Raw genomic sequence first — 26,718 nt, forward strand, 5'->3', positions numbered from 1 at the left:
GATAAACAAAGATTTTTTTGGCTTTATTAGCATAAGAAAACACGGCCTTACAACACATAATTCATGCTACTTTATGAGCGTTGAAATAGCGGAAAGCATTGTTGCAATGTCTGCCAGAAATATGGGAATAAATCAGGTCATAGTTTCAGGAGGGACCATTGCGGAAGCGATGTGTTTCAAGGCGTCGCGGTATCAATCCGGTTGTCTACTATAACTTTTTTTTGTAGAAATAGTACGTGTTCGTAACTTACGATAAAATTGACGTTTTCCCGTCTCGAATGATTTGAAATTAATTAAGGGATGATTTGGTGCCAGAAAAATACGAAAGCAAATTTGAAAGCTATATCCGATCCGAGATGGTTCAAGATCCAGCTCATGATATTAACCATGTTCGTAGGGTTGTTAAAACAGCCAAAGAACTGTGCGATAAAGAAGAAGCTAAGCTGGAGGTAGTTTTACCTGCGGCATACTTGCATGACTGTTTCACCTTTCCTAAAAATCACCCAGAGCGAGCATCCAGTTCCAGAGTTGCCGCAGAAAAAGCGGAAGAGTTTCTTCTATCGATCGACTACCCGAAAGAGTACTTGGAGGAAATCAAACACGCAATTGTGGCACATAGTTTTAGCATGGGAGTCAAGCCGAACACCGTTGAGGCTCAAATAGTCCAAGATGCGGATAGGCTTGATGCTCTCGGTGCGATCGGCATATCACGATGCATTCAGGTAAGCTCAAGTTTTGGTACCAGCTTATATCACAGTGAAGACCCTTATGCTGAAAACCGTGCACTTGATGATAAAACTTATGCTTTGGACCATTTTCAAGTAAAACTTTTTAAATTAGCTGATCAAATGAATACGGCTTCGGCTAAACGAGAAGCCAAGAAAAGAGTTCAGTTTATGGAATTATATATAGAACAGCTTGCTACTGAGATGTAAAAAACAGCTTACAATGCATTTAAGCGCGAGATCGTAACACTTAATCTGTAATCAATTACAACTTAACCAATTATTGAGTTAGTTTTCCACCAACCATTCTCATTTCCGGTCCGCTGGCAGAACTCATATACGAGCTGCAAGGAACCGGTCCCATCGAAAAGGTTTTCCTGAATTGCAGGGGGCTTCCCTATAATGAAGCTCCCGCTGCATTTGCCCGTGAAACCAAAAGTAGCGGGTTTATCGAAGGATGCGGCAGATTAGACCGCATCATTTTTCATACAATTCGCCATAACGCGGCAACCGAACTGACAAATGTACTGAACCTACGTTTCCTGATCGACTACATATACCCGCATGAAATTATTGGTCGCTGAAAGACTTACACTGTTGACTATATGTTAGCTGTTTTTTGCGTGATTTGCTTTATTCTTACTAACCTTTTGCGCAATTATGTATATTAATACACTGATATATTTGAATAAATTATAGGTATGCTCTTTGCAATCTGCTAGATGGTCATAATTATGCAAAAAAAATAAAGAGGTAGTTATGAGTATTAAAAGTAAATTGCTGTTGGTGTTCATTTTCATTTTATTAGGGCTGTCCAGTATTTTTGGAGTTAATTTTTACGGAGGGGTATTAATAGAGCAAACTCGAAAAATTGAATTACTCGCTAATCAAGGTGCGGCAGATTGGCTTCAGGCTAGGAGGCAGGAGAAAAATTTTATTTTGCGCAGGGATGAATCATACGCTGAGAAAACTAAAAAATATGCACAACGCGCTGGAGAAACCCTCAAAAAAATAGGTTCGATGCAACCTGAAATGACTAAGCGGTGTAGTGATGCACTACAGCTTTTATCTAACTATGAAACTTCAATGTCTAAGGTTGTTTCTTTATATAAGCAAATAGGCTTGACGATGAATGATGGGTTGAGATGGCGTTTTATTTTAAATGCACGAAATATGGAAAAGGTTTTCAATGATAATGAGCAGACATCTGATTTTGTAGTGCTTTTGTTGCAAATGAGACGTCACGAAAAGAACTATATCATCAGAGGTGATGATAAATATTTGAAACGTGTTGATGAAATTGCGTTGAAGCTTCGTAGCTTTGTTAACGAGCACTATCTTGGCGATAAAGGTAAAAAACAGCTTAGTGCGCTTGATGAATATTTAAATACATTTCATGAATACGCAAAATTAGAGAAGGCTGTGGCTGAGCATACAGAAAATCTTATCCAGGTAACCAGCATTCTTGAACCTTTATATGCGGGGATTGCTGCGGAGAGCGCGGATCAGTCACAGCATGACGCAATGTTTACCAATTATTTAATAATTGGAATTGAAATTTTTGTAGGGCTGGTAATTCTTGGTTTGTTGTTGTGGGTAATGGTTTCTGTAACCGATCCCCTTAAGCGTTTAATTGCTTATGCTAACAGCGTTGCAGCGGGTAACCTTGATGAAGAACCCCAGGGTAGCTTTTCTGCGGATTTGGATGAATTGCGAAAAGTCATAGTTGGTATGGTTTCCAATCTTAAATCACTTATTGATGAAGCTAAAGAGATGGAGCGCGGAGCTGTTATTCAGGCCAAGGCTGCCGAAGTCGCGAGAGACGAAGCCTTAGAACAAAAAAAGTATGCTCAGTCTCTTGTGGGGAAGATGGGAGAAGCCGCCGTCAGAGCTGATGGAGTTGTTAGTGAACTGATAAATGCTTCTCAAGAATTACATTCGAGAACAGAAGTTATTAATAAGGGCGCGGCTGTTCAGACGGAACGGATGGCTGAATCTGCTACCGCCATGGAAGAAATGAACGCTACAGTTACTGAGGTTGCTCGTAATGCAGGCAATTCATCAGAAGCGGCTTGTGAGGCTAAGGGAGAAGCCGGAGAAGGAATCATTGTTGTGCAACGCGCTGAGCAATCTATGTTCAAGGTTGCTGAAAATGTTTCTATTTTGGAAGAGGATATGTCCAAGTTGGGGGCAGATACAAACTCTATCGGACATGTTATCGGGGTAATAAATGAAATTGCTGATCAGACCAATTTGCTGGCTTTGAACGCTGCAATTGAGGCTGCTCGTGCTGGAGAGGCTGGTAAGGGGTTTGCAGTAGTCGCTGATGAAGTTCGGAAACTTGCGGAGAAGACAATGCAGGCTACCAAAGAAGTTGAAGCTCGAATTGTCGGCATTCAAGATGCCGCGCTTCGAAATGTTAGTGGTGTTAAGCAAACGTTGGCTTTTGTTGATTCAGCTAATCAGGAAGTGGCTAATTCCGTAAAAGTTTTCCAAAAAATTCAAACGTTTTCGGATGATGTTGCCGTACGTATCGAAGGAATTGCTGCATCAACACAGCAGCAGTCAATAGCCTCGGAGCAAATCAGCAATGCTGTTATTGAGGTAACTCAGCTTGCATCAAATTCTGCTGCCGCTGTAAATGAATCAGCACAGGCTATTTCTGGGCTGACTGTTTTAGCTGAGAAATTGTCTGTAATTATTGGCGACCTTCGGAGTGAAGGACAAGAAGCTTCTTTAAATATGTGAACGGAGAAAGGTCCTGCTCGCTACGGTGCAGGACCTTTTATATTTGGAAGCTGTTACTGTGATGATAAATTTTAATCACTGTTTCACTGAGACTGCATATCTGGTAGATGGTCCTTTGCCTTGCTTGGTTAGCATTCCACGTCTGACGAAATCTTGTAGATCATATATGGCCGTGCGAGTTGGAAGACGTCCGCCGACGATGTCTTGATATTCTTTGCGGGTAACTGTCTTTTTAGTTTGGATCTTAGACCACGCCATTTTTTGCCTTTCACTTAACGGAGACGGGTTGTCTATGGTCTCAATCTGTTTATTCTTTTTATGGTTTTGATTTTCTAAAGGCTTTTCATCTATAGGGATGACGGCTTCTTCTACCTCTGAAAAAGAGGTTATTTCAGCCTCGGAGGCTGGTGTTTTTGATTCTAGTTCACCCTCGAGTCTTATTTCCTCTGGTTGAATAATATTGCCTTCTGCCATGACTGTGGCTCTCGTTATACAATTAACAAGTTCGCGAACGTTACCTGACCATTGGTAGGATATCAGCTTACTAAGTGCTCCTTTACTGATGCCTATATTCGTTCGTCCGGTGAGTTGTTCGGCTTGTTTAAGATAATACAGGCTCAACATCGGTATATTTTCAGGGTGCTCGCGTAGTGCCGGTGTCGCAATTGAGATGACTTTCAGTCTGTAATATAAATCTTCTCTGAATATTTTCTGCTCAATCAGTGAAGGTAGATCAACGTTAGTTGCGGCGATGATTCTTACATTGAAATCAAGTTCCTTATCACTGCCGAGCGGCTTAATCTTTCGGGATGCGATAGCTCTAAGTAAGGACTGCTGAACTTTTGGTGAAGCTGATTGGATTTCATCCAGAAATAAGGTTCCGCCGTTTGCTTCATTAAAGGCTCCGCTCCGGTCAGTTTTAGCGTCGGAAAAAGCTCCTTTGACGTGTCCGAATAATACGTCCAGCAAAAGGTTTTCATCAAGTGCGCCGCAATTTATTGATACAAAACGCATTTTTTTGCGTTTGCTCTGATTGTGGATTGCTTCCGCTACAAGCTGTTTACCGGTTCCTGTCTCACCGGAAATAAGAACATCTACATCGACCTTAGCTGCTTTTAATATATCAGATTTCAGGTTCGTGATAATAGGTCCATGGCCTATTATTTCGGGTATGAGGCTCAATTCTATGTCTACCAGCGCTTCTAATTCCCGTTTAAGGTTTGCGGGTTCGCGCTTGTTAACATTAAATATGGCTTCATCTTTGGCCTGCAGCTCAGTCACTTGCTGTTTAACTCGCCTGATAATGTTATTGATTGACCTTTGCAGCATCTCAACATCAAATCCGTAGTATGGAAGATTAATTTCCTCCAATGTTTCCAGCGAACTTAGTTCGTTCATTTTAGTAGCAAGTTTAAGAACCGGGGTGGTAAGTATTCGTCCGATGCAAAAGATAAGGAGTGATATGACCGCAATTGAAACAATTGTGACTAGAAGCATTACATCAAAATGTTTATACCCTGCGATAATGGGTAACTGGCTTCTGTCTATAAAAACAATGCCACCGTAAACCATGGGCGAAGCGTTAATCGCAGTTTTAAATGTTACCGGAGCGTAGGAAAAATAAAAAGATTTAACGTTTGAATTGGCATCATCTTTTTCAGCAATTTTCAGCAAACCGTTTGCGTTGTTCTTTACTTTTTCGAGAGCCTGCCAATACATTGCGTGATTTTTATTTGGCCTGAAAGCAGAGGCGTGCCCTTGTTTGCCTAAAGTTCCTTCAAAGTTTTCTCGCGCAAGAAATGTCGTGAGTTCTTTGTCTTTTTCATGAATCGAAGCCGACTGGAAAAGAATCCAGCCTTCAGTATTAAAAAGGTAACTGAAGCGTAGTTCCTGACTTCTGGGGAATGCCCATAAGGGTGATTTTTCCGAGTTATACAGTGAAAGAATATTACGTATCTGTGAGGCCTCGACTGAAAGAAATAGAATCCCGGGAGGATTATCACTATCTCCCGGAAAGTAAGTGTAAAAGCGAATGACATGAGTGCGGACATGGAGATTCGAAGCATTGGCATCGGGAATAGGGTAAACAACTTCCATTACCTGTGAGGGTTGAACTTCCCCTTGCTTCAGCGAATTTATTTTTTCGAGCTCAAGCAGAGGGTCCGGCTCTATCCGGGATGATTCGGTTAAGTTCATCTCGGTAATTCTTCCATTTCGCTGTACAAGGACGACTGGTTTTCCTCCTGATGCAGGAAGATAAACAAGTTCGAAATAATTGTTGCCGCCCGCCTGCAAGCGTCTTTCCATCATATCTCGCAATGATTCAGCTCGCATATCGCCTTGCGCGAAGAAAAGCAGATCTGTTCTGCAAGTTTCCATGTATTTTTCGACTTCGTGAACAATTGCCAAAGTGTGAACTTTGACTGTCCGAGTCAGTGCAATATCAACATATTCGTCAGCTACGCGGTAAGATGTATATCCTGTAAACAGAAGAATTGCTAAAATTGAGGGGAGGAGAGTGAGTAACAACTTGCCTCTAAGTCCCAGTTTTCTAGATATTTTGTTTACGATGCTTCGTAAGCCTTCCTTCTTGGAATTTCTATCTGAATAGGATTCAGCCATGCCGTTCTCCTTGGGTACAGATCGTTATCACTATGGATAGTTCAAAATTTCACTATCTTTTGCGGTATGTCGCTTCGCTTAGTATTGTCAATAGCTTTTTGGCATAAGCCTTGCTGTTTATGCATGACATGCGTGAAGTGCGAATATGGTTTTTAATATACAATACAGTAGTTTGTAATATTTATATAATAGAAAAAAACTGGCAACTTCGAGCAAAAGGATAGTGTAATGAAAAGACTGATGGATCGCGGAGTTCATAAACTCCTGCTTATTACAATGATTGTTGTTCCCGCCATACCGCTGCTTTTAGCAGTATTGATCGGATATTATTCTTATTCGACGACAACTGAAAAGCTGGTCGTGAGCGCTATCCGGCAATCGGCTATAGATCATAGGGATATAATTTCAGCATTCTTAAAAGAGCGGCAGGCTGACTTGCAGGCTTATCTAAATTTAATTCCTCCAGATCATCTGAAGCGTGGGCTGGAGCATGATGATATTGCGTTGATGTTTAAAAGTGCAGGCGGAGTATTTCAGGATTTAGGGTTGATATCCCCTAACGGCGTTCAGATGTCATATGCCGGAGCATATGAATTAATTGAAAAGAAATATCTTGGTGCACCTTGGTATCAAGACGCAGTAAAAAACGGTTATCATGTAAGTGATGTTTTTTTGGGCTATCGAAATGTTCCGCATTTTGTTGTGGCTGTTACGCGGCTTATTGACGGCAAACCGTGGGTGCTGCGAGGTACGATAAATCCGGATATATTTAGAAAACTTGTTGATGGAGTTAAACTTGGAGATACTGGTGAGGCATATATTGTAAGTCTGGATGGCAAGTTTCAGACTGTCCGCAGATCCGGTGGAAGACTCCTTGAGAACGATTTTTTTAAATATCCCAAACAGGAAAAAAATATAATTACGTTTCTCGGGAATGATCATGGTGTTGATTATTTATTTGCGTCCGCTCTAATGAATGATGGTAAATGGCGGCTTATTGTCCGGCAAAAGAGAGCTGATGCATTCCGGTCAACCAATTATGCTGGGTATACAATTCTCATTATTCTTTTTTGCGGAGGAGTTGTGATAGTTGTTTTGGCATTTTTTGCCAGCCGGAAGATATGTGAAACACTTGAGCGGCAGGCCGGTGCTGTCTGTGCGCTTGAAAACCAGCTTATGCGCGCAGCTCGTCTTGCGGAGCTAGGTGAAATGTCGGCAGGGTTTGCTCATGAAATTAATAATCCATTGCAAATAATGAAAAGCGATCTCGCATTGCTTGAAATGGTTCTTAAAGATGCATTATCAAGCGATTTCGATCCGATAATAGGCGATGAAGTTCAGGATATTGCCGATCAACTTAAGCTTCAGATAGATCGTTGCGCGGGCATTACCCGTGAAATTCTAAATTTCGGGCGAAGCAGTAAGCCGGAATTGCAGAATATAAATCTCGAAGTATACTTGCCGGGAGTAGGGGCTATGGTTGAAAAGAAAGCCACTGTTCATGGTATACAACTGAGCTGTGCAGTCAGTCCTGATACTCCTTCAGTGGAGGCCGATCCGAGGCAGTTGCAGCAGGTTATGGTTAATCTGTTGAATAATGCGATTCAGGCTGTGATTGACAGGCATGGTTCTAAGGGGGGAAAAGTCAGTGTCGAGGCTATGCGTGGTGAGGACGGAAGTGCTATAATTAAAGTGACTGATAACGGAACAGGGATCAGTTCTGATAATTTAACCAAAGTTTTTGTACCTTTCTTTTCGACCAAAGCTCCGGGAAAAGGAACAGGGTTAGGTTTGTCAGTGTGCCACACAATAATAGACACTCTTGGCGGTGAATTAACTGTTGAAAGTGTCAGGAACGAGGGCTCTGTTTTTACGATAATTTTACCCGGAATTAATTGCTAGTTTTGAATAGTAGAGTTCTATTATATTGTATTTTTGTAGTTCATAATCATTAGTCAGTTTTAATATTGATATTTTAAAAAATCCTTTTTGAGTCAGCAGAAAATTGCTGGTCAAGAAGGATTTTTTTTTGCCGTTGCTAGATTTGTTAATCGGGCAATAGGATTTTTGCACGATTTATTACAGTAATTTTAAGCACTTACACTTGGCATACTGGTTGCAAAAATGGTCGCAGGGAATTTGAAAAATAAGTTGGGAAAAGGCCCAAAGAAGTCAGGCACAATGTGAGACAGCTATGGAACAGATGAAAATCATGCTTGTAGATGACGAAGAGCGTCTACTCAGCACAACAAAGAAACTTTTCGAGAAGATGGGGATTGATGTTTTTACATCAACATCCGGAAATGGTGCGCTTGAACTGCTCAGGACTGAAAAAGTCCATGTTATTTTTCTCGATATTAAGATGCCGGGAATGGATGGCATGGAGACTTTGCAACGCATCAAGAAGGATTACCCGCTTATCGAAGTGATCATTCTCACGGGACACGCAACTATGGAGTCTGCAGTTGAAGGTTTGAAGCTAGGTGCGATGGATTTCCTGATTAAGCCGGTGAGTATGAAGGACATTCTCGGGAAGGTTGAGGAGGCTTTTGAAAAAGTCTCACGCCACAAGCAAAAAATTATTTCTGCCAAGATGGCTGATACGGCTGCTGGTGGAAAGTAAAAAACGATAGAACTTCAAGGAGGTTGATAATGAATAAAATTAAAGTCCTCATGGTTGACGATGAGGAACGCTTCCGAAACACGACAGCTAAGATACTGTCCCGCAAAGGATTTGAAACAATTCTGGCTGAAAGTGGTGAAGAAGCTTTGGAAAAAATGGGGGAGAATCCGGATGTAGTAATTCTGGATGTGAAGATGGGTGGAATGGACGGGCATCAGACATTGGAGCGGATTAAGGCGATTGTGCCGGATGTTCCAATTATCATGCTTACTGGGCACGGAGACATTTCCGGTGCTAAAAAAGCTCATAAAATTGGTGCGTTCGATTTTCTTGCCAAGCCTTGTGATATCGATCTTTTGGCTGACAAGATTCATGATGCTCACGATTTTGCCTCTAAAAAGCCGTATCGGGAAAGATTGGCAGGAGAGGTCATGATTCCTCTTGATGACTATACCATGATTCCAAGTGACAGCACCGTGCGTGATGCCATCACAGCACTGAAAAAGGCTATGAGTGAATTTGTGGCAACTAATAGGTTGATGGATACCGGGCATCGCTCGGTTGTTGTCACCAACCCTGACGGCAGTGTCGCTGGTATACTTAATCCTTTAAATCTCATTAATGAAATCAGGCCTGCTTATCTGACAACCCCTAAGCCTTCAATGGCAGATAGTCTGCAGTATTCAGCCATGTTTTGGCAGGGGCTTTTCACCTCCCGCGTCAAGGAAATTATGAACAAACCTGTGTGTGAGCTGATGTCTGACACTCTTCCGACCATCAGCTTTGACGCCAACCTAATGGATGTTGCCAACAATATGGTGACAATCCCTGCGCGGCGCATGGTTGTTCAGAAAGACGGTAAGGATATCGGAATTGTCCGGGAGCAGGAACTCTTCTATGAGATCGCCCGGATAATCTCATCAAGCTAACTATATTGAAGTAAAGCGATAGAGGTGAAACATGGCTCAAGCAGTAAAAAGGGCAACAGGTTACGACAAGTTCGTTAACTGGAAGTTGCTGATAATCCCGGTTGTAATATTTACGATACTCCTTCTTCTTCCCGCATCACAGGGAATGAAAAAAGTGGGAATGCAATATTCCGTGGGCGCTAAGGTTGTGACTAATTATATTAGTGAACAGCTTTTTCATAATGAAAGTTCCAAGGTTGAGCAGTGGCAGGTGCTGACTGCTCAAATGATGGAACAAAACATGCGGATGGGAGCTTTAACCAAAGACCGATTTATGAAGCGTGATGCAAAGTGGCTGAAGAAGTATAAGATTCAAGGCGATTCCGCCAATTTGAAGAAAGCTCTTGAATACGTAAACACCAAAATTACAGACGCCGCCTATCTTACGGTTATGAAGGGTGCGTTTGATCTTCGGAGCAATAACCTATCATATGAGGATTTGTCTTCCGCCGATAAAAAAAGTGCAGACAAAGGCGCATGGAAAATAAAGGTCGCCATTGCCATGATGGTCTTTGTTGTCTTTTGTTTTATGACGGAATGTATGCCGCTTCCAGGTGTAGCTTTCTGTATTGGGTTGATTCTTGTTTTCACAGGAGTTGTTTCCCGAAGTGAAGTTGCTGGACTTTATTGGGATGATGCCTGCTGGTTTATTATGGGTTCGCTTATGTTCGCGGCTGCTTTCGTAAAAACGGGAGTGGATAAGAGGATGTGCCTGCTCATGTTTAAGAAACTGGCAGTGCCGAATGTTCGTTGGATTACGCTTATTTTCTTTCTCGTAATCAGTCCGCTTGCTGCGTTTATTTCCGATCATGCTCTGGCGGCGATGTTCCTGCCTATCGGTATGTTGCTTTATCAAAACAGTCTTACTGACGAGATTCCTGAAGATAAGGAACTCGCTAAGATGCTGATGATCGCAATTGCTATGGCTTGTAATGTAGGTGGACCGGGTGCTCCGTCAGGTGGTGCTCGAAATGTTATCATGATGACCTATCTTTCCGACATGTTCGGCATGGACATTGGTTATGCGCAGTGGATCATGTACTGTATGCCGTTTGTTATCGTCATGATTCCGCTCACATGGATTATAACCAATACCGTGTTTAAACCGAAAATTCGCTCTCTGGCTCCGGCTATGCGCCATCTTGAAGGTGAAATAGTAAAGATGGGTAAGTGGAATAAGAATCAAATCTGGGCCATGATTATCTTCGCAATAATGGTCTTCGGCTGGTTTACTGAGAAGGAATTCTACAACATGGGAATTTATCCCATCCGTCTTGGGATCGGCGTAATAGCCGTTGCCGGAGCCGTGGCTTATCTGCTGGCCGGTGTTGTTAACTGGCGAGATTATCAGGAAAAGGTGGATTGGGGTGTAGTCTGGTTATATGCTGGTGCGATTATCTTCGGCCGTACCTTGGATAAGACTGGAGCTGCATATTGGCTGGCTCAGTCGGTTATCGATACTCTTGCCCCGCTCGGTATGGACAAGGGGATTCCCCTCATGTTGACTTCAAACGGTTTAACCGCCGTATTAACAAACTTAATGGCTGACGGCCCCGCCGCCGCTGCAGTTGGTCCTATAACTTTGAATATGGCTAGTATTGTCCATCCGGGAACAACGTTCCTGCCGTTTATGGCGATGGCTACAGCTATTTCATCTTCCTTCGCATACTGCCTCATTATCGGTACTCCTCCTAACGCAATTGTATACGCTTCAGGATATCTTGAGCCTAAGGATTACCTTAGAGTCGGGGTGCCCATGTGGTTTATCGCTAATATTATGATTGTCATTCTCACCTCAATTTACTGGTGCGGAATCGGATTCGGTGGATTGCCGGGATTTTAACAACGACAATGAGGCTTATATACCCCGGCGGTCTTTATTTTATAGGGGCCGCCGGGCCATGAGGAGAAAATTATGAAAAGTAACAAAAACAATAAACAGCTATTTGTTTATGAGAACGGAACTACTTATTTCAGCAAGCAAACCGAGCGGAGAGTTCTTTTTATTCTGACGCTCATCATGCTCGTCTGGGGCATGGTTGAAGGTTTCAGTCGATTCATAGGCTAGGAGAAGTGTCATGGAAGTTTTATGCACACATAGTGAAAAGATGGGAATCAGAGAGTTCATGGATACTCTTTTTGCGATTATGCGTTCTCCTGCAAAATATTTTGAAAGTATTGCGGATGAAAGCGGATCTAGAAGAGCGCTCTTCTTTTTAATGATTTCAGGAATTTTTTATTGTTCCGTAAGCATGACATATTTCTTCGAAAATTCTCTCACAATGGGCGTTATTATGATGGTAAATGCCGTCTTGATGCCTGCATTGGCCGCTGCTTTTACTTTTTGCATTATCAACATGTCTACTTTGAGCAGGGTTCCATACAGCAAAGTTTTCAATGTTTACGCTTATGCCGGCGGGGCGCTCATGGTCATTTCATGGATTCCCGGTCTCGCAATGGTTATGGAACCTGTTCGCGCTGTGCTCGTAGGAATCGGATTAGTTAAGGCATGCGGTTTAGGAAAGCTGCAATCGGCTCTTTTGGTTATTCTGACCGCCGCGTTATTGTTGATATTTTTCTGGACGGCCGCACCTCTTATTTTGGAATTGCGTGCAGGTTTTGAGTAGCGCTTTAAATTATTAATATTTCTATCTTATGCAACATGCCCTGCTAACCCCCTCACACGCTGGACCGGGGGCATAGAGTCCCCGGTCCCACTGGTAAGAAATACATACAGGAGTCAGGAAGTGAAGAAGATTAGATTGTTGCTTGTAGACGACGAAAACGATTTTCTTAACGCCTATGTGCGGAGGCTGGTTCGACGTAATGTTGATGTAAGTGTGGCGTGCAGCGGGCGTGATGCCGTTGAGGCTATAAAAGCCGCAGATTTTGATGTCGTCGTTTTAGACGTAATGATGCCGGGAATGAACGGAATTGAAACACTCAGGCAGATTAAAGCGTTTTCTCCTGGTCTTCCTGTCATCATTTTAACGGGACATGCAAAATCCGAAGTGTTGATCGAAGGAATGGATTGCGGGGCTTTTGATTATCTGCTGAAGCCGGTCGGAACCGACGATTTATACTGCAAAATGCTGGATGCGGTCCGGTCCAGGACGTTTGATCTTGTTTGACCGTTCGGAGATATAATTATGCGCTCAATCTTTGATATTATATCTAGAGTTGTACGGAATCCTTCAAATGAAAAGGATGACGGTTCACGAAATTTTGTCGCGCGCTGTGAAAATTTCAGACTCTTACTTGCCGCAAACAGCAAGGCTTTGGAAATGATGGCAGAGATGAGTGAAGAATCCCGTTCAAATGGTTTTTTCGCAATGTCTCATGTTAGGTCTCAAAGTCTTAAAGTGTCGGCAAATGTTCGCCAGATGATTGAACGTTTATGCCGCATGAATCCCGGGAAGTATGAAGCTTTAAAAGATGTTTTCAATCTCATTGTTATGGCTATCGAAAAGACTTTAGACAGTCGAACCGGTCAATTTCGGGGAGGGCTGATTTTAAGTATGGATGAAATCAGTGCTAATTCTATTTCTGAAACGGGATCGAAAATGGCCATGCTTGGAGAAATAAGGTCTAAGCTGGGCATTCGAGTCCCTGAAGGTTTTTCCATAACAGCTTCAGCCTTTTTCTATTTTATGGAAAATTCCGGTCTGGATGATGAAATCAATCGTTTGATTCAGATAGCTGGCAGTAATGATTTAAATAATCTTTATACTTTGGAAAAAAATATAAAACATGCAATAGATCTTGCTGCCATGCCTGCTGAACTTGAAGATGCTATTGAGAATTATTGTGCAGAACTTTCGGCAGACAGGCCTGATTTACGGTTGGCAATACGCAGCAGTGCGCTCGGAGAAGATTCCGGCGAGGCCAGTTTTGCAGGGCAATTCCTTTCAATTTTGGGAGTTTCATCAGAGAACATACTTGATTCTTATCGAGCAGTTGTTGCAAGCATGTATTCTGCTACCGCCATGACCTATCTACTTAATCAGGGGCTTCGTGAAGATGAGCTGGTCATGTGTGTAGGTTGTCTTGAGATGATTGAAGCTGTGGCGGGTGGAGTTATATATACTCGCGATCCCATGGGAAAGCACGACAATGCGTTAATAATAAGTGCAGTGCCGGGGCATCCCAGTTCAATTGTTGATGGAAGTTCGCCTGCTGATACGTGGATTATTGATCGTACCGATCTTACTCTTCTTGAAGTTTTTATAGCAGATAAAGTGTGGCAATGCTCAGTTTCCGCAAAGAGTGAGATCAACAAAGTTAAAATCTCGGAATACAGCCGCAGTGCCCCTTCAATTTCTTATTCTACAATCATTGAACTGACTGAAATAGCGCTAAGCATTGAAGCCCATTTCAATTGTCCTCAGGATATAGAATGGGTTAAATCTTCGGACGGTCATATTTATATCCTCCAATGTCGCCCTTTATCGGTTGCAGTATCACAGAGCCTAATCGATCAGAGTTCTGAATATGATGAACATGAATCTCTTGTTGTTTTCAGCAATTGTGTTTCTGCCAGCCATGGATTTGCCTTTGGTAATGTATTCGTAGTTGAAACAGATGACGACATGCTCAATTTTCCTGACGGCGCAGTTCTTCTTACTCATAATGCGAAACCCTGCTTGGCTGCATTATTGCCGCGAGCTGCGGCTCTTATTTCTGAACATGGCAGCGTAACCGGACATCTTGCCAATGTCGCGAGAGAATTTGGAATTCCGGCTTTTATCGGGATTAAAGGTGCCGTGGAGAAATTATCAGGCCTTGGAGGCGTTACTGTAAACACGGCTACGGGCAAGGTGTATAGGGGGTGTCTTGAAGATCAAAATGCAACTCGGGAGAAGGCGCCTGTTCTGCCGCAGATTAGTTCTGTCGCCTTGGCATTACGTAGTATACTGCCATTTATTGTTCTGCTTTCTTTGACTGATCCTGAGGCTCCTGAGTTTACACCTGAAAATTGTGTTTCATTGCACGATATCACTCGATTTTGTCATGAAAAGGCTGTGGCGGAAATGTTCCGTGACAGCGCTATGCCGGCGGCAAACGCCAGGAGATTGAAGGGTGAGAATCTGCTTCAGTACTGGCTGATAGATCTAGGAGGGGGAACATCCTCTTCGGCTGATGATAAATATATAAGTCTTTCCGATATAAGTTCAAATCCCATGAAATCTTTATGGATAGGTATGACAAAAATTCCATGGGAAGGACCTCCACCGGTTCAGACTTCCGGACTTATGTCAGTCATATCTGAAGCAGCCTGTAATCCGGCTCTGGCTCCCGGGATGTCTAATGATATGGGCAATAGGAACTACTTCATAGTGTCCAGAAATTATTGCAATCTTCAATCCCGCTTCGGTTTCCATTTTTGCACGGTGGAGGGGTATGCTGGTGATGATCCTGATGAGAATTACGCCTTTTTTCAATTTTCAGGAGGTGGGGCAGACAAATCGCGCCGTATTATCCGTTCATGGTTGATAGCCGGAATTCTCCAAAAGCAGGGATTCATTGTTGATGTTAAGGAAGATTCGCTGTTTGCCCGAATCGAAGGTGTTTCAGCAGAAGCTGTTGAACGGGCCCTTGCCGTAGTCGGATATTTACTGGTGCACACCAGACAGATTGACATGGTTATGTCTGATTCCAGTGCGTATCAGGATTATACGCTTAAATTCGAGAAGGATATCAAAGTTGTTTTATCCAGCTACAGTCTTCAATCTTTTGGGCTCGGGGGGGGCTTATGATAGCCACGTCCTATACAAAGCTCAGGTGGAAGCTGATCGCTATAACTTTAAGCTTTTCCCTCATCCCTCTTTTTGTGTTGGGTTTTGTTATCCATGATCAGTTCAGTAAGTCTTACGAAGAAAAGATGACCAGTAATTTGATGCTCGTTGTGAATAGCAAGCGGGACACAATTGATATGTTTTTAAATGAACGAGTGGTGCAATTGCAGAACCTTGCCAATACTCACACCATCGCGCAGCTGACTGACCAGACTTATCTTAATTCTCTTTTCGACATAATTCATAATACATCACGGTCATTTATTGATCTCGGAGTTGTGGGGCAGGATGGCAGACATGAAGCTTATAGCGGTCCGTTTGATCTCAGGGATGTAAACTACAAAGACGAGGCTTGGTTTAATCAGGTCATGCTCAAAGGTCTTTATATAAGTGATGTGTTTATGGGATTCAGGAACTTTCCACATTTCATCATAGCCGTGAAAAGGCGTGAGGCTGGTAAAACATGGATATTAAGGGCCACCATTGATTCTGATGTTTTTACCGCCCTTGTCAGAAATGTCCGTAGTGGCAAGCTTGGGGATGCTTACCTCATCAACCGGAACTGGGAACTTCAAACTCCTTCAAGATTCGGCGGTAAGGTTTTATCCAAAGCCGGTCTTCCTGAATATTCAGGTGGTAGAATCGTGGACATTTGTGAATGGACTGAAAACGGAACGCCGCATGTTGCGGGCATAACTTCTTTGTCACTTACTGATTGGAAACTTGTTGTGACGGAAAGTCCCGGAGAGGAGCTTTCTCCACTGCTACGGGTTCAATATATGGTTTATATTTTGTTTCTGGTTTGTGCATGCATGATTTTCGCAGGTACGTACCTGACTATAACCTCTGTGGTCGGGAAATTAAAGGCGGCAAATGATGAAAGGGCTGCTATGGATGCAACTGTTATACAATCGAGCAAAATGGCTTCTCTAGGCAAAATGGCGGCAGGAGTGGCGCATGAGATTAACAATCCCTTGTCCATAATTAGAGAGAGTGCCGGATGGATTCGTGATCTGATTAATGATGGAGAGTTAGACGGTTTTGAAGCTTTGGATGATCTCAATGAGGCCGTTAGCGACATTGATCGCCATGTGGAAAGAGCACGCACCGTGACACACAGAATGTTGGGGTTTGCCCGTAGAATGGAACCTGCTCAGGAAGATGTGGATCTTAATATGTTGGCTAAACAGACCGTTGGCTTTCTGGAAAATGAAATCAGGCATCGCAATATTGAGGTCGTTTTCGATCTTGATTCGAATCTGCCGTTAATAACTACTGATTCGAATCAGGTTCAGCAGATAATTCTCAATCTGCTGGAAAATTCAATTGATGCTGTTGGCCAGAATGGACGTATCACACTGGAAAGTCATGTTGAAGGTTCCTTCATTGCTATGGGGGTCAGCGATACCGGCATGGGCATTCCGTCGGACCAGCTTTCAAAGGTGTTTGATCCTTTTTTTACAACAAAATCTGCAGGCGAGGGCACGGGGTTGGGGTTGTCTATCATATACAGCACACTGAATAAACTGGGTGGTAAAATCATAGCGCAAAGTGAACATGGACAGGGGGCTGTATTTACTTTTTTTCTACCGCTATCAGGCGTTGCCAGCGATAGCTAAGGAGTGACCATGTCCAGAGTAAGAGTGCTTGTGGTTGATGATGAGCCTACTTTTTTAAAATTGATAGGTCGCAGGCTTGCAAAGCGAAATGTGGATGTTGATGTTGCAAATACAGGACAGGAAGCTTTGCAGTTTTTATCAAAAACTTCCGTCAATGTGGTTATTCTGGATGTTAGAATGCCGGGGCTCAGCGGGATTGAGACTCTTAAGGAAATTCGGCGTCGTTATAGAGATACTGAAGTGATTATGCTTACAGGGCATGGGTCCGTACAGTCGGGAATCGAAGGTATTAGTCATGGAGCATATGACTATATCCTCAAGCCGTTTTTGATTGATGATCTGCTTGAGAGAATACTTGCCGCCAACGAGCATGCTGTTCTTAAACGAAAGGTCAGAGGTGTTTAATGAATCTGGCTCGTACCAAGAGAGTTATGCAATTGGGACAATATGCATACCCAGTGTCATACTTGGCAATACTGGCTGTTGCCTATAAGTGGCCTCTGCCCGGAAGTATTGTTGCTGTTGCGGCTTCTGCCGGTTTGTGGCTGCTCCTTAAATCCTCCTTTTGCTGTCTTAGTAAAGTGTGTGATGAACACGCTGATCTTAAAAATCAACTGGTGCAATCCCAAAAAATTTCTGCTCTCGGTGAAATTTCGACCGGTATTGCGCATGAAATAAACAATCCTTTGAATATTATCATGCAGGAAGCCGAGTTGATGCGGGTGAATCTTCATGAAGATTCGACGAAGGAAGAAATGTATGAGGTTCGGGAAAGTCTGGAAGTTGTTTTTCAACAGATTGAGCGTTGTTCTGATATTACTCGGGAATTGCTGGATTTTGCTCGAAAGCGGCACCCTGTTACGCAGGTTGCGGATATTAATAGATTGCTGCTGGATATGCTGATGTTGGTTCAATCTGAGACAGAATCTAAAAATATCCGGATAGTAAAAATGTTCAGCTCTGATATTCCGAAAATTAAAACAGATCCTCCTTTATTGCGTCAGGTTTTTCTAAACCTGCTTAATAACGCTGTTCAAGCTGTAGAGAGGGATGGTGAAATATTTGTAACCACTTGGCACAGTGACGATATGGTTTTTGCAAAGGTTTGCGACACCGGAACGGGGATACCGGAAAATGAAATAAAACAAATTTTTAATCCCTTTTATACAACCAAGCCTCCCGGAAAAGGCACTGGACTCGGACTGTCGGTCAGTCTTCGGATTATAAACCAGTTAGGCGGCTATATCTCCGTAGAATCGGAACCGGGAAAGGGGGCTGCTTTTACAGTTCATGTTCCCATTTAATCAGGAGGATAAGATGGAAAATTCTCTAAAGGATCTTGCCCGGGTTCTGATTGTCGACGACGAGGATCGTTTTCGGCAGACAACAGTCCGTATGCTTAAAGATAAAGGCTACGCAGTGGACGAAGCTGCTGATGGATCTATTGCTCTTGAAAAACTGGCGGCAGGTGATTTTGATGTTGTATTGCTAGATATTAAAATGCCCGGACTGTCCGGCGAGGAAACGTTTCATAAAATTAAGCAGAATTGCTTTGATGTGGTGACAGTTTTTCTTTCAGGGCATGTCTCTATTAGCCGTGCTGTGGATTTGATTCAGCATGGAGCGTTCGATTATATTCTAAAGCCGGCATCATTTCAGGATATAGTAAAAAAAGTAAATCAGGCATATGAGCAGAAAATGCTTCGTAATGGCAAAATCGGAATCCACGACCTGTTGAACAATCCTGATTAATCAGGGAGATATCTTATGACTGAATTTTCTCAAGATAATATGAATATCTGCTATTGGAACGGTTCAATGAAGCCCTTTAATATCGGGATTGTCGGGATTGGAGCTGGCTTTAAGGTGCTTTTGGATATTATTAACAATGATGTTTTCAGGGAGTTTCTTCCTGAGATGACGCTGGCAGCGGTGAGCGATGTCCATCATCAGAAAGATATTACCGCGCTTGGTGAGCTTGGTATTCCAATATACACCACTTTTGCTGATATGCTTGAACACCACGGTGATATTAATCTGGTAATTGAAATGACCGGCAGTATCGAGTTGTTTTCGACCCTGAGACAACAGCTCCCTGATTCCATTTCTCTAATGGATCATCGGGAGATCATTTTCTTTTGCGGGTTGCATGATATGGCTCTGGTGAAGGGTAATTATAAGAGTAATATTGCTCAGCAGCAGGTTTTGATTCAGTCGATTATTGATGAAATACGTGAAGATATCTTTCTTATGGATAAGAACGGATGTGTTGTGGATTTGAACAGTGTCGTCTGGCGGAAGGCCGAAATTCCCAAAAGTGAATTAATCGGCAAAACCTGCTGGAATGCCGCGCGCCAGCGTGACGGTTCAGTTTTTTGTGATTGTTTTGATCCGGAGTGTCCATTTCATAAGACTCTTTGCAGCGGGCAAAAAGAAGAATCCCTTGTAACAAAGGTGAATCGGGACGGACTGCTTCAATATTACAGACTTTACGCTTACCCAATTTTCGACATCCGGGGACAAATGACCCACATCATGGTCATGCACCGGGATATAACTGAACGAACTCATCGTGAAAAGCACCAGAACCAGCGCGACAAGCTTGCTGTTATCGGTGAGATGTCCACGTATCTGGCGCATGAAATTCGTAATCCGCTCTTTGCAATAGGTGGTTTTGCCAATTCATTATCAAAGTCTTCAGACCTTAATGAAAAGGATCGTGAAAAGATTCAGATAATTGTTGAAGAAACAAAGCGGCTGGATAGATTGCTTACGAATATGCTTAATTTCGTCCGTTCTGCTCATATTTCAAGGAAAGAGGTAGATATCTTGTCTGTTGTCCAGAGTGCTGCAGAATTGATGTCTATCGGCTATGGCCAGCGAGGTTACCGGATAGAGGTTTGCTCTGCATCGCTCCTTCCTAATGTACTCGGGGATGAAGATGCTTTGAAGCAGTGCATAGTTAATCTAGTCAAAAATGCTGTCGAAGCAATGCCAGAAGGCGGTGATATTACTCTAAGTCTTGGTTTGCAAGGTGGTGATGTTGTCTTGCAGGTGACTGATACTGGAGTTGGCATGAATGAACATGAGCAGGATCGTGTTTTTAATCCTTTCTACTCTACCAAGAAAGACGGCAGCGGGCTTGGATTGGCAATGATCAAGAAGATTGTTGAAGAACTGGGCGGGCGGGTGAAACTGGCAAGTAAACCTGGGCATGGAACAACTGTTTCGCTATTTTTGCCTTCGGCTCTTGATGTCGAGACTACAGAAACAAGTGAAGCCGTCACAGGTTAGTTTCTGAGGATATGTGGGAATTTTCAGTAAGAGGCATTCTATTTTTTTGATATGTATCTTCATTAATTCCTTGAATAAATGATACTATTAAACCTATAATACAGTTGCTGACAGAGTTTGTGTGCCGGCCTTAATTCTTGGTAATTGTGAATAATTATTCGGTAAAAAAATCCGTTATGGTTGATAAAATACATCCCGGTTCTCGCCGCTTTTCTTTGCGCGTAAAATTATTATCTTTGCTGATAGGCCTTGTGGCTGCGACTTTAGCCGTAGCTGGAATGACGTTGTGGTATGTCTACGCAACTCAGAATATTTTCCAACATATGGAAAAATCAGACATTAGCGCATTGCTTTCCGCACAGGGGCTTGAAAAAGAGTTGATGGCTCAGCAGGGACTCACGACATATTATTCACTGGACCATAACGATCAGTGGCTTATTCGTCTTGAGAAGCATAATAGGCAGTTTGAAAGTTTGCTCAGTAAAGCCAGAGAAACTAATTATCTGGATAAGGGACGGACTATTTTAAACAGTATTGAATCAGACTATCTGCGTTACATCCATTCCCGAAGTGAAGTTATTGATTTGTACAAGAAGAATCAAAATACAGAAGGCGTTGAGCTGCACCGTAAGATTCGCGCTCGATTTCAGTCGATTTATGATTTGTGCGAGCAGTACAAACAATTGCATCAGGAACGAATTCGTCTGGCGGCAGCCAATTACAAAGATCAGGCAAAATTTTTGACCGTTTTGTCTCTTGCGGCAGTTCCTTTGTCCGCGATACTGGCAGTTTGGATCGGTTTTATCTTGATTAGACGTATTCTTGATCCGATTCGCCGTTTATCCAGACTGGAAGAAAAGGGTGTCCCTGATTTTCTTTCCGGTGAAATGGGCGCATTGTCCGAGCGCATGCAAAATTTGATTGATGATGTAGAAAATGCCTACGACATGCTTCAACATAGCCGTGATCAGGTTGCCCAGTCCGAGAAAATGGCTACAGTCGGCAAGCTTGCAGCAGGTATGGCTCATTCTATTCGTAACCCCCTGACCTCTGTGAAGATGCGCTTATTTTCGCTGGAGCGTAGTCTTGACCTTGATGTCGTTCAAAAAGAAGATTTTGAAGTTATTTCAGAAGAAATCAGACATCTGGATACAATTATAAGAAATTTTCTGGAATTTTCCCGTCCTCCCAAACTTCGGCCTCAAGTGGTGTCTCCGTCTGATTTGGTTGACAGTACCCTGACTCTGCTCAGTCATCGGCTCGAATCATGCGGTGTTGCAGTCACTGTTTGTCGCAGGGAAAAATTGCCCAAAGTGAATGCCGACCCGGAACAGTTCAAAGAAGCTCTTATGAATTTGATTCTTAACTCCTGCGAATCAATGGTCGATGGAGGCAAAATATCCATCATAGAAGACTCTATGACTATTGCTCCTTACGGAAAGATGGCGACTGTAACAGTTTCGGATAATGGTCCCGGAATTCCTGTTTCATTCAGAGATGATATCTTTAAGCCGTTTTATTCTACCAAGGAAGAAGGAACAGGACTGGGCTTATCCATTTCTAATCGCATTATGACTGAACATGGCGGGTGGTTACACTTTAAAGACTCGGGGGCGCAGGGAACCTCTTTTGTGATGGCTTTACCCCTGAAGGAAGCAAGTACATGGCTGAGATCCTGATAGTAGATGATGATTCGCAACTGCGACAGAGTTTTGAGAAGCTCTTGAAGCAGGAGGGGCATGTTGTGCGTGTTGCTTCTTCTGGTGAGGCTGGCGTGGCAGCTGTTAATCACACGATTCCAGACTTGGTTATTATGGATATGCGCATGTCCGGCATTACCGGGTTGGAAGCTTTTCAGCAGATGCGTGAGACCGCTCCGCGTTTGGCTGTAATAATTATGACCGCTTACGGCACAACTGAAACAGCTATCGAAGCCACTAAAATGGGGGCCTACGATTATATTTTGAAACCGTTTGATATTCCGGAAATGTTAGCCTTGATCAATCAGGCTTTGGACACATCCAGGCGGAGCAGAGAACATACCGAGACACGGGAGCAGGTATCTTCAACAACGAATCAATTGCTGGGCAGCAGCCGCGCTATGCAGAAGGTATACAAATCTATAGGCCGGGTTGCGGCAACAGATGCGCTGGTGCTTATCCGTGGGGAATCAGGAACGGGAAAAGAGTTGGTGGCTCAGGCTATTTACAAGCATAGTCTGCGTCAGGAAAAACCTTTTTTGATTATTAATTGTGTCGCGATTCCTGACACTTTACTTGAATCTGAATTATTCGGGTATGAAAAAGGGGCGTTTACCGGAGCAAACCTCAGCCGGGCAGGACGCATTGAACAAGCTGCCGGAGGAACAGTTTTTCTTGATGAAATTGGGGATATGCCTCTTAATATTCAGGCAAAAATTCTTCGGTTGTTACAGGAAAAACAGTTGGAGCGTCTCGGTGGCGGAAAATCAATTCCGGTTGATGTACGTATTTTGGCGGCAACCAATCGTGACCTTGAGAAAGCTGTGGCGGAAGGAGATTTTCGCGAAGATTTATATTACAGGCTTAACGTAGTTACTATCAGGCTTCCTAAGCTTTGCGAACGAAGTGATGATGTGTTTGAACTTGCCAATCATTTTTTAGATCATTTGAGTGCTGAAATGGAGATGCGTAATCCTGGTCTGTCTGAAGACAGTAAAGAGTTTTTGGCAACTCATGAATGGCCCGGTAATGTCCGTGAACTTTCAAATGCGATACAGAAAGCTCTGATTTTCAACCGCGGCGCTCCCATAACCCGGGATGAGCTTACGCAGGTTGTCGGTCTTGGTTCCGACAGACACACTTCTTCTGATGTTTCGGATGATGCTTTCAGAGCTGAAATTCGGCAGGTGCTTACAAAACATGCCGGGGAAAACGGGTTTGAAATGCTCATGGATTACGCAGGGCGTCTTGTTGTCGGTGAAGCTTTGGAAATTACAGGAGGAAATCGGACCCGCGCAGCAAAATTACTCGGTATGACGCGGCCTACTTTGAATGCCCGCATTGATAAATATGGTTTGAGAACACACACTAAAGTTAATTAAGAATTTTCGCTATACCTGCTTAATAAAAGCCGTTGTCCATGTTTGTGGGCGACGGCTTTTTTTTCGTGTTGTAAAAAAAACGGACAGCTATAAGGCGATTTTGTTTGTTTTGAGTAATTTTTTTTAGATTAATATCTAATTAATTTAGGGTGTTGATGTATTCTTATTTTGCTTAAGTCCTTGGCACAACTATTGCCATAACCATTCCAGATGTAAACCTGTTGGAGGAATGGATGCAAAGGACTGAAGTTAGAATTCTCATAGTAGAACGTAACCCCCGCATGCGGGATTTTTTGCGTCGGGAATTTTCAAAACGAAATTTTATCGTAGAGGGTGCAGGGAACAGCAGTGAGTTGTTTTCTAAACTCGACTCAGACACTCCGACTCATCTTGTTCTGCTCGCTGTGAATACTCCTGAGGGGTTGGATGGCGGGCTGATACAGCAGCTTGTGAGTAATTATCCGAACATTCCTGTTATCCTGCACAGCTATCTTGAAGAGTTATCCGGCGATCCTTCTCTTCAAAAGGTTGCCGCTATGGTCGAGAAGAGCGGTAACCCTGAAACCCTGACCAGAATGGTTTCAATTGTACTTTCCCGTTTTTATCCGGATTTGATTGAGGATGATGAGTCGGGGGAAAGTTATGTCTAACCATTACTATCATGGTCTTGCCAAGAGTATGATGTTCACGATTATTCTCGTGTCGTTCACTCCTTTGCTCATTATCACACTTCTAGCCGGGTACCAGTACAGCGTTGCGTATAAGGAAAAAGTTATAGCCCACTTACGTGAACTCGTTCTCAAGCACGATCAAAGTGTTGATTCCTACCTTAAAGAAAAAATAGCTGAAATACAGGTTCTGGCGGATGTGGAAGGTATAGCCAATTTAAAAAACGAAATCCGTCTTGAAGCCTTGCATAATTCTTTACTTCGCCATCATAGAGGGGCTTTTGTTGATCTCGGGCTGGTGAATAGTAAAGGCATTCAGGTTACTTATGTGGGACCATTCAATCTTCGAGGCGCAAATTACGCCGAAGCAGGCTGGTTCAAGAATGTACAGGAGCGCCAAGTATACGTCAGCGATGTTTTTCTCGGTCTTCGAGGGGTTCCGCATTTTATTATAGCCGTTCTTATAGAATCGGAAGGTGAGAAGTGGGTGTTGCGGACTACTCTTGATTTCATCGCTTTCAATAAGCTGGTGGAAGATATCCGCATAGGTGAAACCGGCTTGGCTTTCATTATTAATCGTAAGGGTGAATTTCAAACTACTCCGCGCAAAGATATCATAAAAGAGGTTCCTTTTTTGAAGGAATTGGCTGCCGGAAAGAATAAATTTTCAGGTTTAGTGCGGCGTAGGGCTTCCATCAGTATGGAGACAAATCCCGCAACCGGGCATGAGACAATTTTTGTGATCAGCCCTATCAAAAACGGCAATTGGCTGATGATTTATCAGCAGGATGTGAGTGATGCTTTTTCCGATCTCAATCAGGCCAGAAATCTGGCGGCAGTAGTTCTTTTCTTCGGTGGTATGTCCATTATTGTAATGGCTTATCTCATGTCTAAACGGATGGCTCGTAAGGTAGAGCTGTCTGATATTGAAAAGGACATTATGAATGAGCAGGTCATAGAAGCCGGAAAACTGGCTTCCGTCGGTGAACTGGCAGCCGGAATCGCTCATGAGATCAATAACCCTGTAGCCATTATGGTTGAAGAGGCTGGGTGGATTCAGGATTTGCTTGGTGAGGGGCTGTATGTAGACGACAACGAGCGAGAAGTTGCTCGTGCTCTAAATCAGATTCGAAGTCAGGGAACCCGCTGCAAGGATATCACTCATAAACTGCTGAGTTTTGCGCATAAGATTGATCCGACCATTATACGGGTTCGTTTAAATGACCTGATCCATGAAATGGCTGAATTATGTGAACAGCGCGCTAAGTATGCCAATGTTAATATTGAAACCAGCCTGGCAGATAATTTGCCCGAAGTTGCTGCGAGTCCTTCTGAATTGCAGCAGGTTTTTCTAAATCTCATCAATAATGCCATCGATTCAATGGACCCCGGAGGAGGGGAGTTGGATATCGCAACACGCTCTGAAAACGGTGTTGTGATGGTCTCTATCTCAGATACCGGATGCGGCATTCCAAAATCCAATCTTCCTCGAATATTTGATCCTTTTTTTACGACCAAGCCTGTTGGAAAAGGGACCGGACTCGGGTTGTCCATAATCTACGGCATCATAAGTAAAATGAATGGCGAAATCACTGTGAAATCAGCTCTAGACAGAGGAACCGTGTTTACTCTCAAACTGCCTTCAGTTGGATCTGAAATAGGGAAGGACGAATACTCGGGAAATTAGTGATGTGTGCTGTAATTAGTGTTCAGTATATAAAAATAAAATAAAACAGGAGGTTGTATCATGTTAGCTACTGTTCTTCTTATTGATGACGAGCATGGATTTGTGGACACCATGTCAAAGCGACTCAGCAAGCGAAGTTTGACTGTTCACACGGCTTATAGTGGGCAGGATGGACTTGAATATCTTGCAGAGAACAGCGCCATTGATGTTGTTGTTCTGGACGTGAAAATGCCCGGAATTAACGGAATTGATGTCCTTAAAATAATTAAGACAGAACATCCGTTGGTGGAAGTTATTATGCTCACCGGTCATGCCACGGTTGAAAGCGCCATTGATGGCATGAAAAACGGAGCATTTGATTACATGTTGAAGCCCTGTGAGATGGAAGAGCTTCTTGCAAAAATTAAAGATGCCTATTTGAAAAAGCAGTCTCAGGAAACAAAGATTTATGAAGCCAGAGCTAGGCATATTGAATTGCGCAGAGGCGATTAGGGGAGCTGCCATGACTACTGAAGTGATCCGGGTCCTGCTTGTAGATGATGAAACCGGGTTTACCGATGTTTTGCGAAAACGTCTCGGGAAACGCGGTTTGGATATTCTTACTGCAGTCGGGGGCACCACAGCAATTCAGATTCTCAGGAAGAATGATTTTGATGTCGCGATTCTGGATCTAAAGATGGAAGACATGGATGGCATAGAGGTTCTCAAGATATTCAAAAAGATGGACCCGGACATGCCTGTGATCATGCTTACAGGGCACGGTTCGGAGAAAGCGGCCAAAGAGGGCGTGGAGTACGGTGCTTTTGATTATCTTTTAAAACCTTGTGATCTGGAAGAGTTACTCGAAAAAATTCATCAGGCTGTTAATCATTAAAATGGAGAAAACT

At 43.1% G+C, this 26,718-nt stretch carries 22 protein-coding genes; 21 read left to right on the forward strand and 1 reads right to left on the reverse strand.

The features are described from left to right. Positions 1 to 308: 308 nt before the first annotated feature. Positions 309 to 935 (forward strand): HD domain-containing protein, encoded by a 627-nt coding sequence (locus ACKU35_RS13045; RefSeq protein ID WP_319759682.1) that lies wholly within the window; start codon positions 309 to 311, stop codon positions 933 to 935. A 549-nt stretch (positions 936 to 1,484) separates the two neighbouring features. Further along, positions 1,485 to 3,473, forward strand: coding sequence for a methyl-accepting chemotaxis protein (locus tag ACKU35_RS13050; RefSeq protein ID WP_319759684.1), 1,989 nt, complete (start codon positions 1,485 to 1,487; stop codon positions 3,471 to 3,473). Positions 3,474 to 3,548: 75 nt separating this feature from the next. Here the strand turns inward: ACKU35_RS13050 and ACKU35_RS13055 are convergent, their stop codons facing one another. Continuing rightward, positions 3,549 to 6,095, reverse strand: coding sequence for a sigma-54 dependent transcriptional regulator (locus ACKU35_RS13055; protein ID WP_319759686.1), 2,547 nt, complete (start codon positions 6,093 to 6,095; stop codon positions 3,549 to 3,551). Between the two features lie 228 nt (positions 6,096 to 6,323). Between ACKU35_RS13055 and ACKU35_RS13060 the strand changes: the two genes are divergently transcribed. The 19 genes from ACKU35_RS13060 (at position 6,324) to ACKU35_RS13150 (ending at position 26,705) form a co-directional block, all read left to right on the forward strand. Beyond that, entirely contained in the window at positions 6,324 to 7,997 is a 1,674-nt protein-coding gene (locus ACKU35_RS13060; RefSeq protein ID WP_319759688.1) for an ATP-binding protein, read from the forward strand. 292 nt (positions 7,998 to 8,289) lie between these two features. Continuing rightward, positions 8,290 to 8,718, forward strand: a complete 429-nt coding sequence (locus ACKU35_RS13065; protein WP_319759690.1) for a response regulator — start codon at positions 8,290 to 8,292, stop codon at positions 8,716 to 8,718. A gap of 29 nt (positions 8,719 to 8,747) precedes the next feature. Next, positions 8,748 to 9,647 (forward strand): response regulator, encoded by a 900-nt coding sequence (locus ACKU35_RS13070; RefSeq protein WP_319759692.1) that lies wholly within the window; start codon positions 8,748 to 8,750, stop codon positions 9,645 to 9,647. Between the two features lie 31 nt (positions 9,648 to 9,678). Next, positions 9,679 to 11,529: a DASS family sodium-coupled anion symporter gene (locus ACKU35_RS13075; protein ID WP_319759694.1), complete on the forward strand. Its 1,851-nt coding sequence runs from the start codon at positions 9,679 to 9,681 to the stop codon at positions 11,527 to 11,529. Positions 11,530 to 11,601: 72 nt separating this feature from the next. Continuing rightward, complete coding sequence (locus ACKU35_RS13080) at positions 11,602 to 11,754, forward strand: hypothetical protein (protein WP_319759696.1); 153 nt, start codon at positions 11,602 to 11,604, stop codon at positions 11,752 to 11,754. Between the two features lie 10 nt (positions 11,755 to 11,764). After that, positions 11,765 to 12,313 carry a YIP1 family protein gene (locus ACKU35_RS13085; RefSeq protein WP_319759698.1) on the forward strand — a complete coding sequence of 183 codons (549 nt, stop codon included), beginning with the start codon at positions 11,765 to 11,767 and terminating at the stop codon, positions 12,311 to 12,313. A 120-nt stretch (positions 12,314 to 12,433) separates the two neighbouring features. Then, complete coding sequence (locus ACKU35_RS13090) at positions 12,434 to 12,817, forward strand: response regulator (RefSeq protein WP_319759700.1); 384 nt, start codon at positions 12,434 to 12,436, stop codon at positions 12,815 to 12,817. Between the two features lie 18 nt (positions 12,818 to 12,835). Next, complete coding sequence (locus ACKU35_RS13095; protein ID WP_319759702.1) at positions 12,836 to 15,442, forward strand: PEP/pyruvate-binding domain-containing protein; 2,607 nt, start codon at positions 12,836 to 12,838, stop codon at positions 15,440 to 15,442. Continuing rightward, positions 15,439 to 17,100, forward strand: coding sequence for an ATP-binding protein (locus ACKU35_RS13100; protein WP_319759704.1), 1,662 nt, complete (start codon positions 15,439 to 15,441; stop codon positions 17,098 to 17,100). The genes ACKU35_RS13095 and ACKU35_RS13100 overlap by 4 nt, the downstream gene beginning before the upstream one ends. 9 nt (positions 17,101 to 17,109) lie before the next feature. Continuing rightward, positions 17,110 to 17,505: a response regulator gene (locus ACKU35_RS13105; protein ID WP_319759706.1), complete on the forward strand. Its 396-nt coding sequence runs from the start codon at positions 17,110 to 17,112 to the stop codon at positions 17,503 to 17,505. Beyond that, entirely contained in the window at positions 17,505 to 18,404 is a 900-nt protein-coding gene (locus tag ACKU35_RS13110; protein ID WP_319759708.1) for an ATP-binding protein, read from the forward strand. Before ACKU35_RS13105 ends, ACKU35_RS13110 begins: the two co-directional genes overlap by 1 nt. Positions 18,405 to 18,417: 13 nt before the next feature. Then, positions 18,418 to 18,852, forward strand: a complete 435-nt coding sequence (locus ACKU35_RS13115) for a response regulator (RefSeq protein ID WP_319759710.1) — start codon at positions 18,418 to 18,420, stop codon at positions 18,850 to 18,852. Between the two features lie 15 nt (positions 18,853 to 18,867). Further along, positions 18,868 to 20,394: an ATP-binding protein gene (locus ACKU35_RS13120; RefSeq protein ID WP_319759712.1), complete on the forward strand. Its 1,527-nt coding sequence runs from the start codon at positions 18,868 to 18,870 to the stop codon at positions 20,392 to 20,394. A gap of 176 nt (positions 20,395 to 20,570) precedes the next feature. Further along, positions 20,571 to 22,073, forward strand: a complete 1,503-nt coding sequence (locus ACKU35_RS13125) for an ATP-binding protein (protein ID WP_319759714.1) — start codon at positions 20,571 to 20,573, stop codon at positions 22,071 to 22,073. Next, positions 22,058 to 23,476 carry a sigma-54 dependent transcriptional regulator gene (locus tag ACKU35_RS13130; RefSeq protein ID WP_319759716.1) on the forward strand — a complete coding sequence of 473 codons (1,419 nt, stop codon included), beginning with the start codon at positions 22,058 to 22,060 and terminating at the stop codon, positions 23,474 to 23,476. The genes ACKU35_RS13125 and ACKU35_RS13130 overlap by 16 nt, the downstream gene beginning before the upstream one ends. A 233-nt stretch (positions 23,477 to 23,709) precedes the next feature. Beyond that, positions 23,710 to 24,126 (forward strand): response regulator, encoded by a 417-nt coding sequence (locus ACKU35_RS13135; protein ID WP_319759718.1) that lies wholly within the window; start codon positions 23,710 to 23,712, stop codon positions 24,124 to 24,126. Beyond that, positions 24,119 to 25,831 carry an ATP-binding protein gene (locus ACKU35_RS13140; protein ID WP_319759720.1) on the forward strand — a complete coding sequence of 571 codons (1,713 nt, stop codon included), beginning with the start codon at positions 24,119 to 24,121 and terminating at the stop codon, positions 25,829 to 25,831. The genes ACKU35_RS13135 and ACKU35_RS13140 overlap by 8 nt, the downstream gene beginning before the upstream one ends. Before the next feature lie 60 nt (positions 25,832 to 25,891). Beyond that, a complete protein-coding gene (locus ACKU35_RS13145; protein ID WP_319759722.1) occupies positions 25,892 to 26,323 on the forward strand; it encodes a response regulator in 432 nt (143 codons plus the stop codon). 10 nt (positions 26,324 to 26,333) lie between these two features. Next, positions 26,334 to 26,705, forward strand: coding sequence for a response regulator (locus ACKU35_RS13150; RefSeq protein ID WP_319759724.1), 372 nt, complete (start codon positions 26,334 to 26,336; stop codon positions 26,703 to 26,705). Positions 26,706 to 26,718 lie beyond the last annotated feature (13 nt).

Origin of the sequence: Maridesulfovibrio sp., from assembly GCF_963676065.1 — a bacterium.
Classification (GTDB): Bacteria; Desulfobacterota; Desulfovibrionia; order Desulfovibrionales; family Desulfovibrionaceae; genus Maridesulfovibrio.

Coding starts and splice junctions, on each gene's coding strand:
- ACKU35_RS13050 (WP_319759684.1), top strand. CDS start 1,485: ATGAGTATTAAAAGTAAATTGCTGTTGGTGTTCATTTTCATTTTATTA.
- ACKU35_RS13055 (WP_319759686.1), bottom strand. CDS start 6,095: ATGGCTGAATCCTATTCAGATAGAAATTCCAAGAAGGAAGGCTTACGA.
- ACKU35_RS13060 (WP_319759688.1), top strand. CDS start 6,324: ATGAAAAGACTGATGGATCGCGGAGTTCATAAACTCCTGCTTATTACA.
- ACKU35_RS13065 (WP_319759690.1), top strand. CDS start 8,290: ATGGAACAGATGAAAATCATGCTTGTAGATGACGAAGAGCGTCTACTC.
- ACKU35_RS13070 (WP_319759692.1), top strand. CDS start 8,748: ATGAATAAAATTAAAGTCCTCATGGTTGACGATGAGGAACGCTTCCGA.
- ACKU35_RS13075 (WP_319759694.1), top strand. CDS start 9,679: ATGGCTCAAGCAGTAAAAAGGGCAACAGGTTACGACAAGTTCGTTAAC.
- ACKU35_RS13080 (WP_319759696.1), top strand. CDS start 11,602: ATGAAAAGTAACAAAAACAATAAACAGCTATTTGTTTATGAGAACGGA.
- ACKU35_RS13085 (WP_319759698.1), top strand. CDS start 11,765: ATGGAAGTTTTATGCACACATAGTGAAAAGATGGGAATCAGAGAGTTC.
- ACKU35_RS13095 (WP_319759702.1), top strand. CDS start 12,836: ATGCGCTCAATCTTTGATATTATATCTAGAGTTGTACGGAATCCTTCA.
- ACKU35_RS13100 (WP_319759704.1), top strand. CDS start 15,439: ATGATAGCCACGTCCTATACAAAGCTCAGGTGGAAGCTGATCGCTATA.
- ACKU35_RS13105 (WP_319759706.1), top strand. CDS start 17,110: ATGTCCAGAGTAAGAGTGCTTGTGGTTGATGATGAGCCTACTTTTTTA.
- ACKU35_RS13110 (WP_319759708.1), top strand. CDS start 17,505: ATGAATCTGGCTCGTACCAAGAGAGTTATGCAATTGGGACAATATGCA.
- ACKU35_RS13115 (WP_319759710.1), top strand. CDS start 18,418: ATGGAAAATTCTCTAAAGGATCTTGCCCGGGTTCTGATTGTCGACGAC.
- ACKU35_RS13120 (WP_319759712.1), top strand. CDS start 18,868: ATGACTGAATTTTCTCAAGATAATATGAATATCTGCTATTGGAACGGT.
- ACKU35_RS13125 (WP_319759714.1), top strand. CDS start 20,571: ATGGTTGATAAAATACATCCCGGTTCTCGCCGCTTTTCTTTGCGCGTA.
- ACKU35_RS13130 (WP_319759716.1), top strand. CDS start 22,058: ATGGCTGAGATCCTGATAGTAGATGATGATTCGCAACTGCGACAGAGT.
- ACKU35_RS13135 (WP_319759718.1), top strand. CDS start 23,710: ATGCAAAGGACTGAAGTTAGAATTCTCATAGTAGAACGTAACCCCCGC.
- ACKU35_RS13140 (WP_319759720.1), top strand. CDS start 24,119: ATGTCTAACCATTACTATCATGGTCTTGCCAAGAGTATGATGTTCACG.
- ACKU35_RS13145 (WP_319759722.1), top strand. CDS start 25,892: ATGTTAGCTACTGTTCTTCTTATTGATGACGAGCATGGATTTGTGGAC.
- ACKU35_RS13150 (WP_319759724.1), top strand. CDS start 26,334: ATGACTACTGAAGTGATCCGGGTCCTGCTTGTAGATGATGAAACCGGG.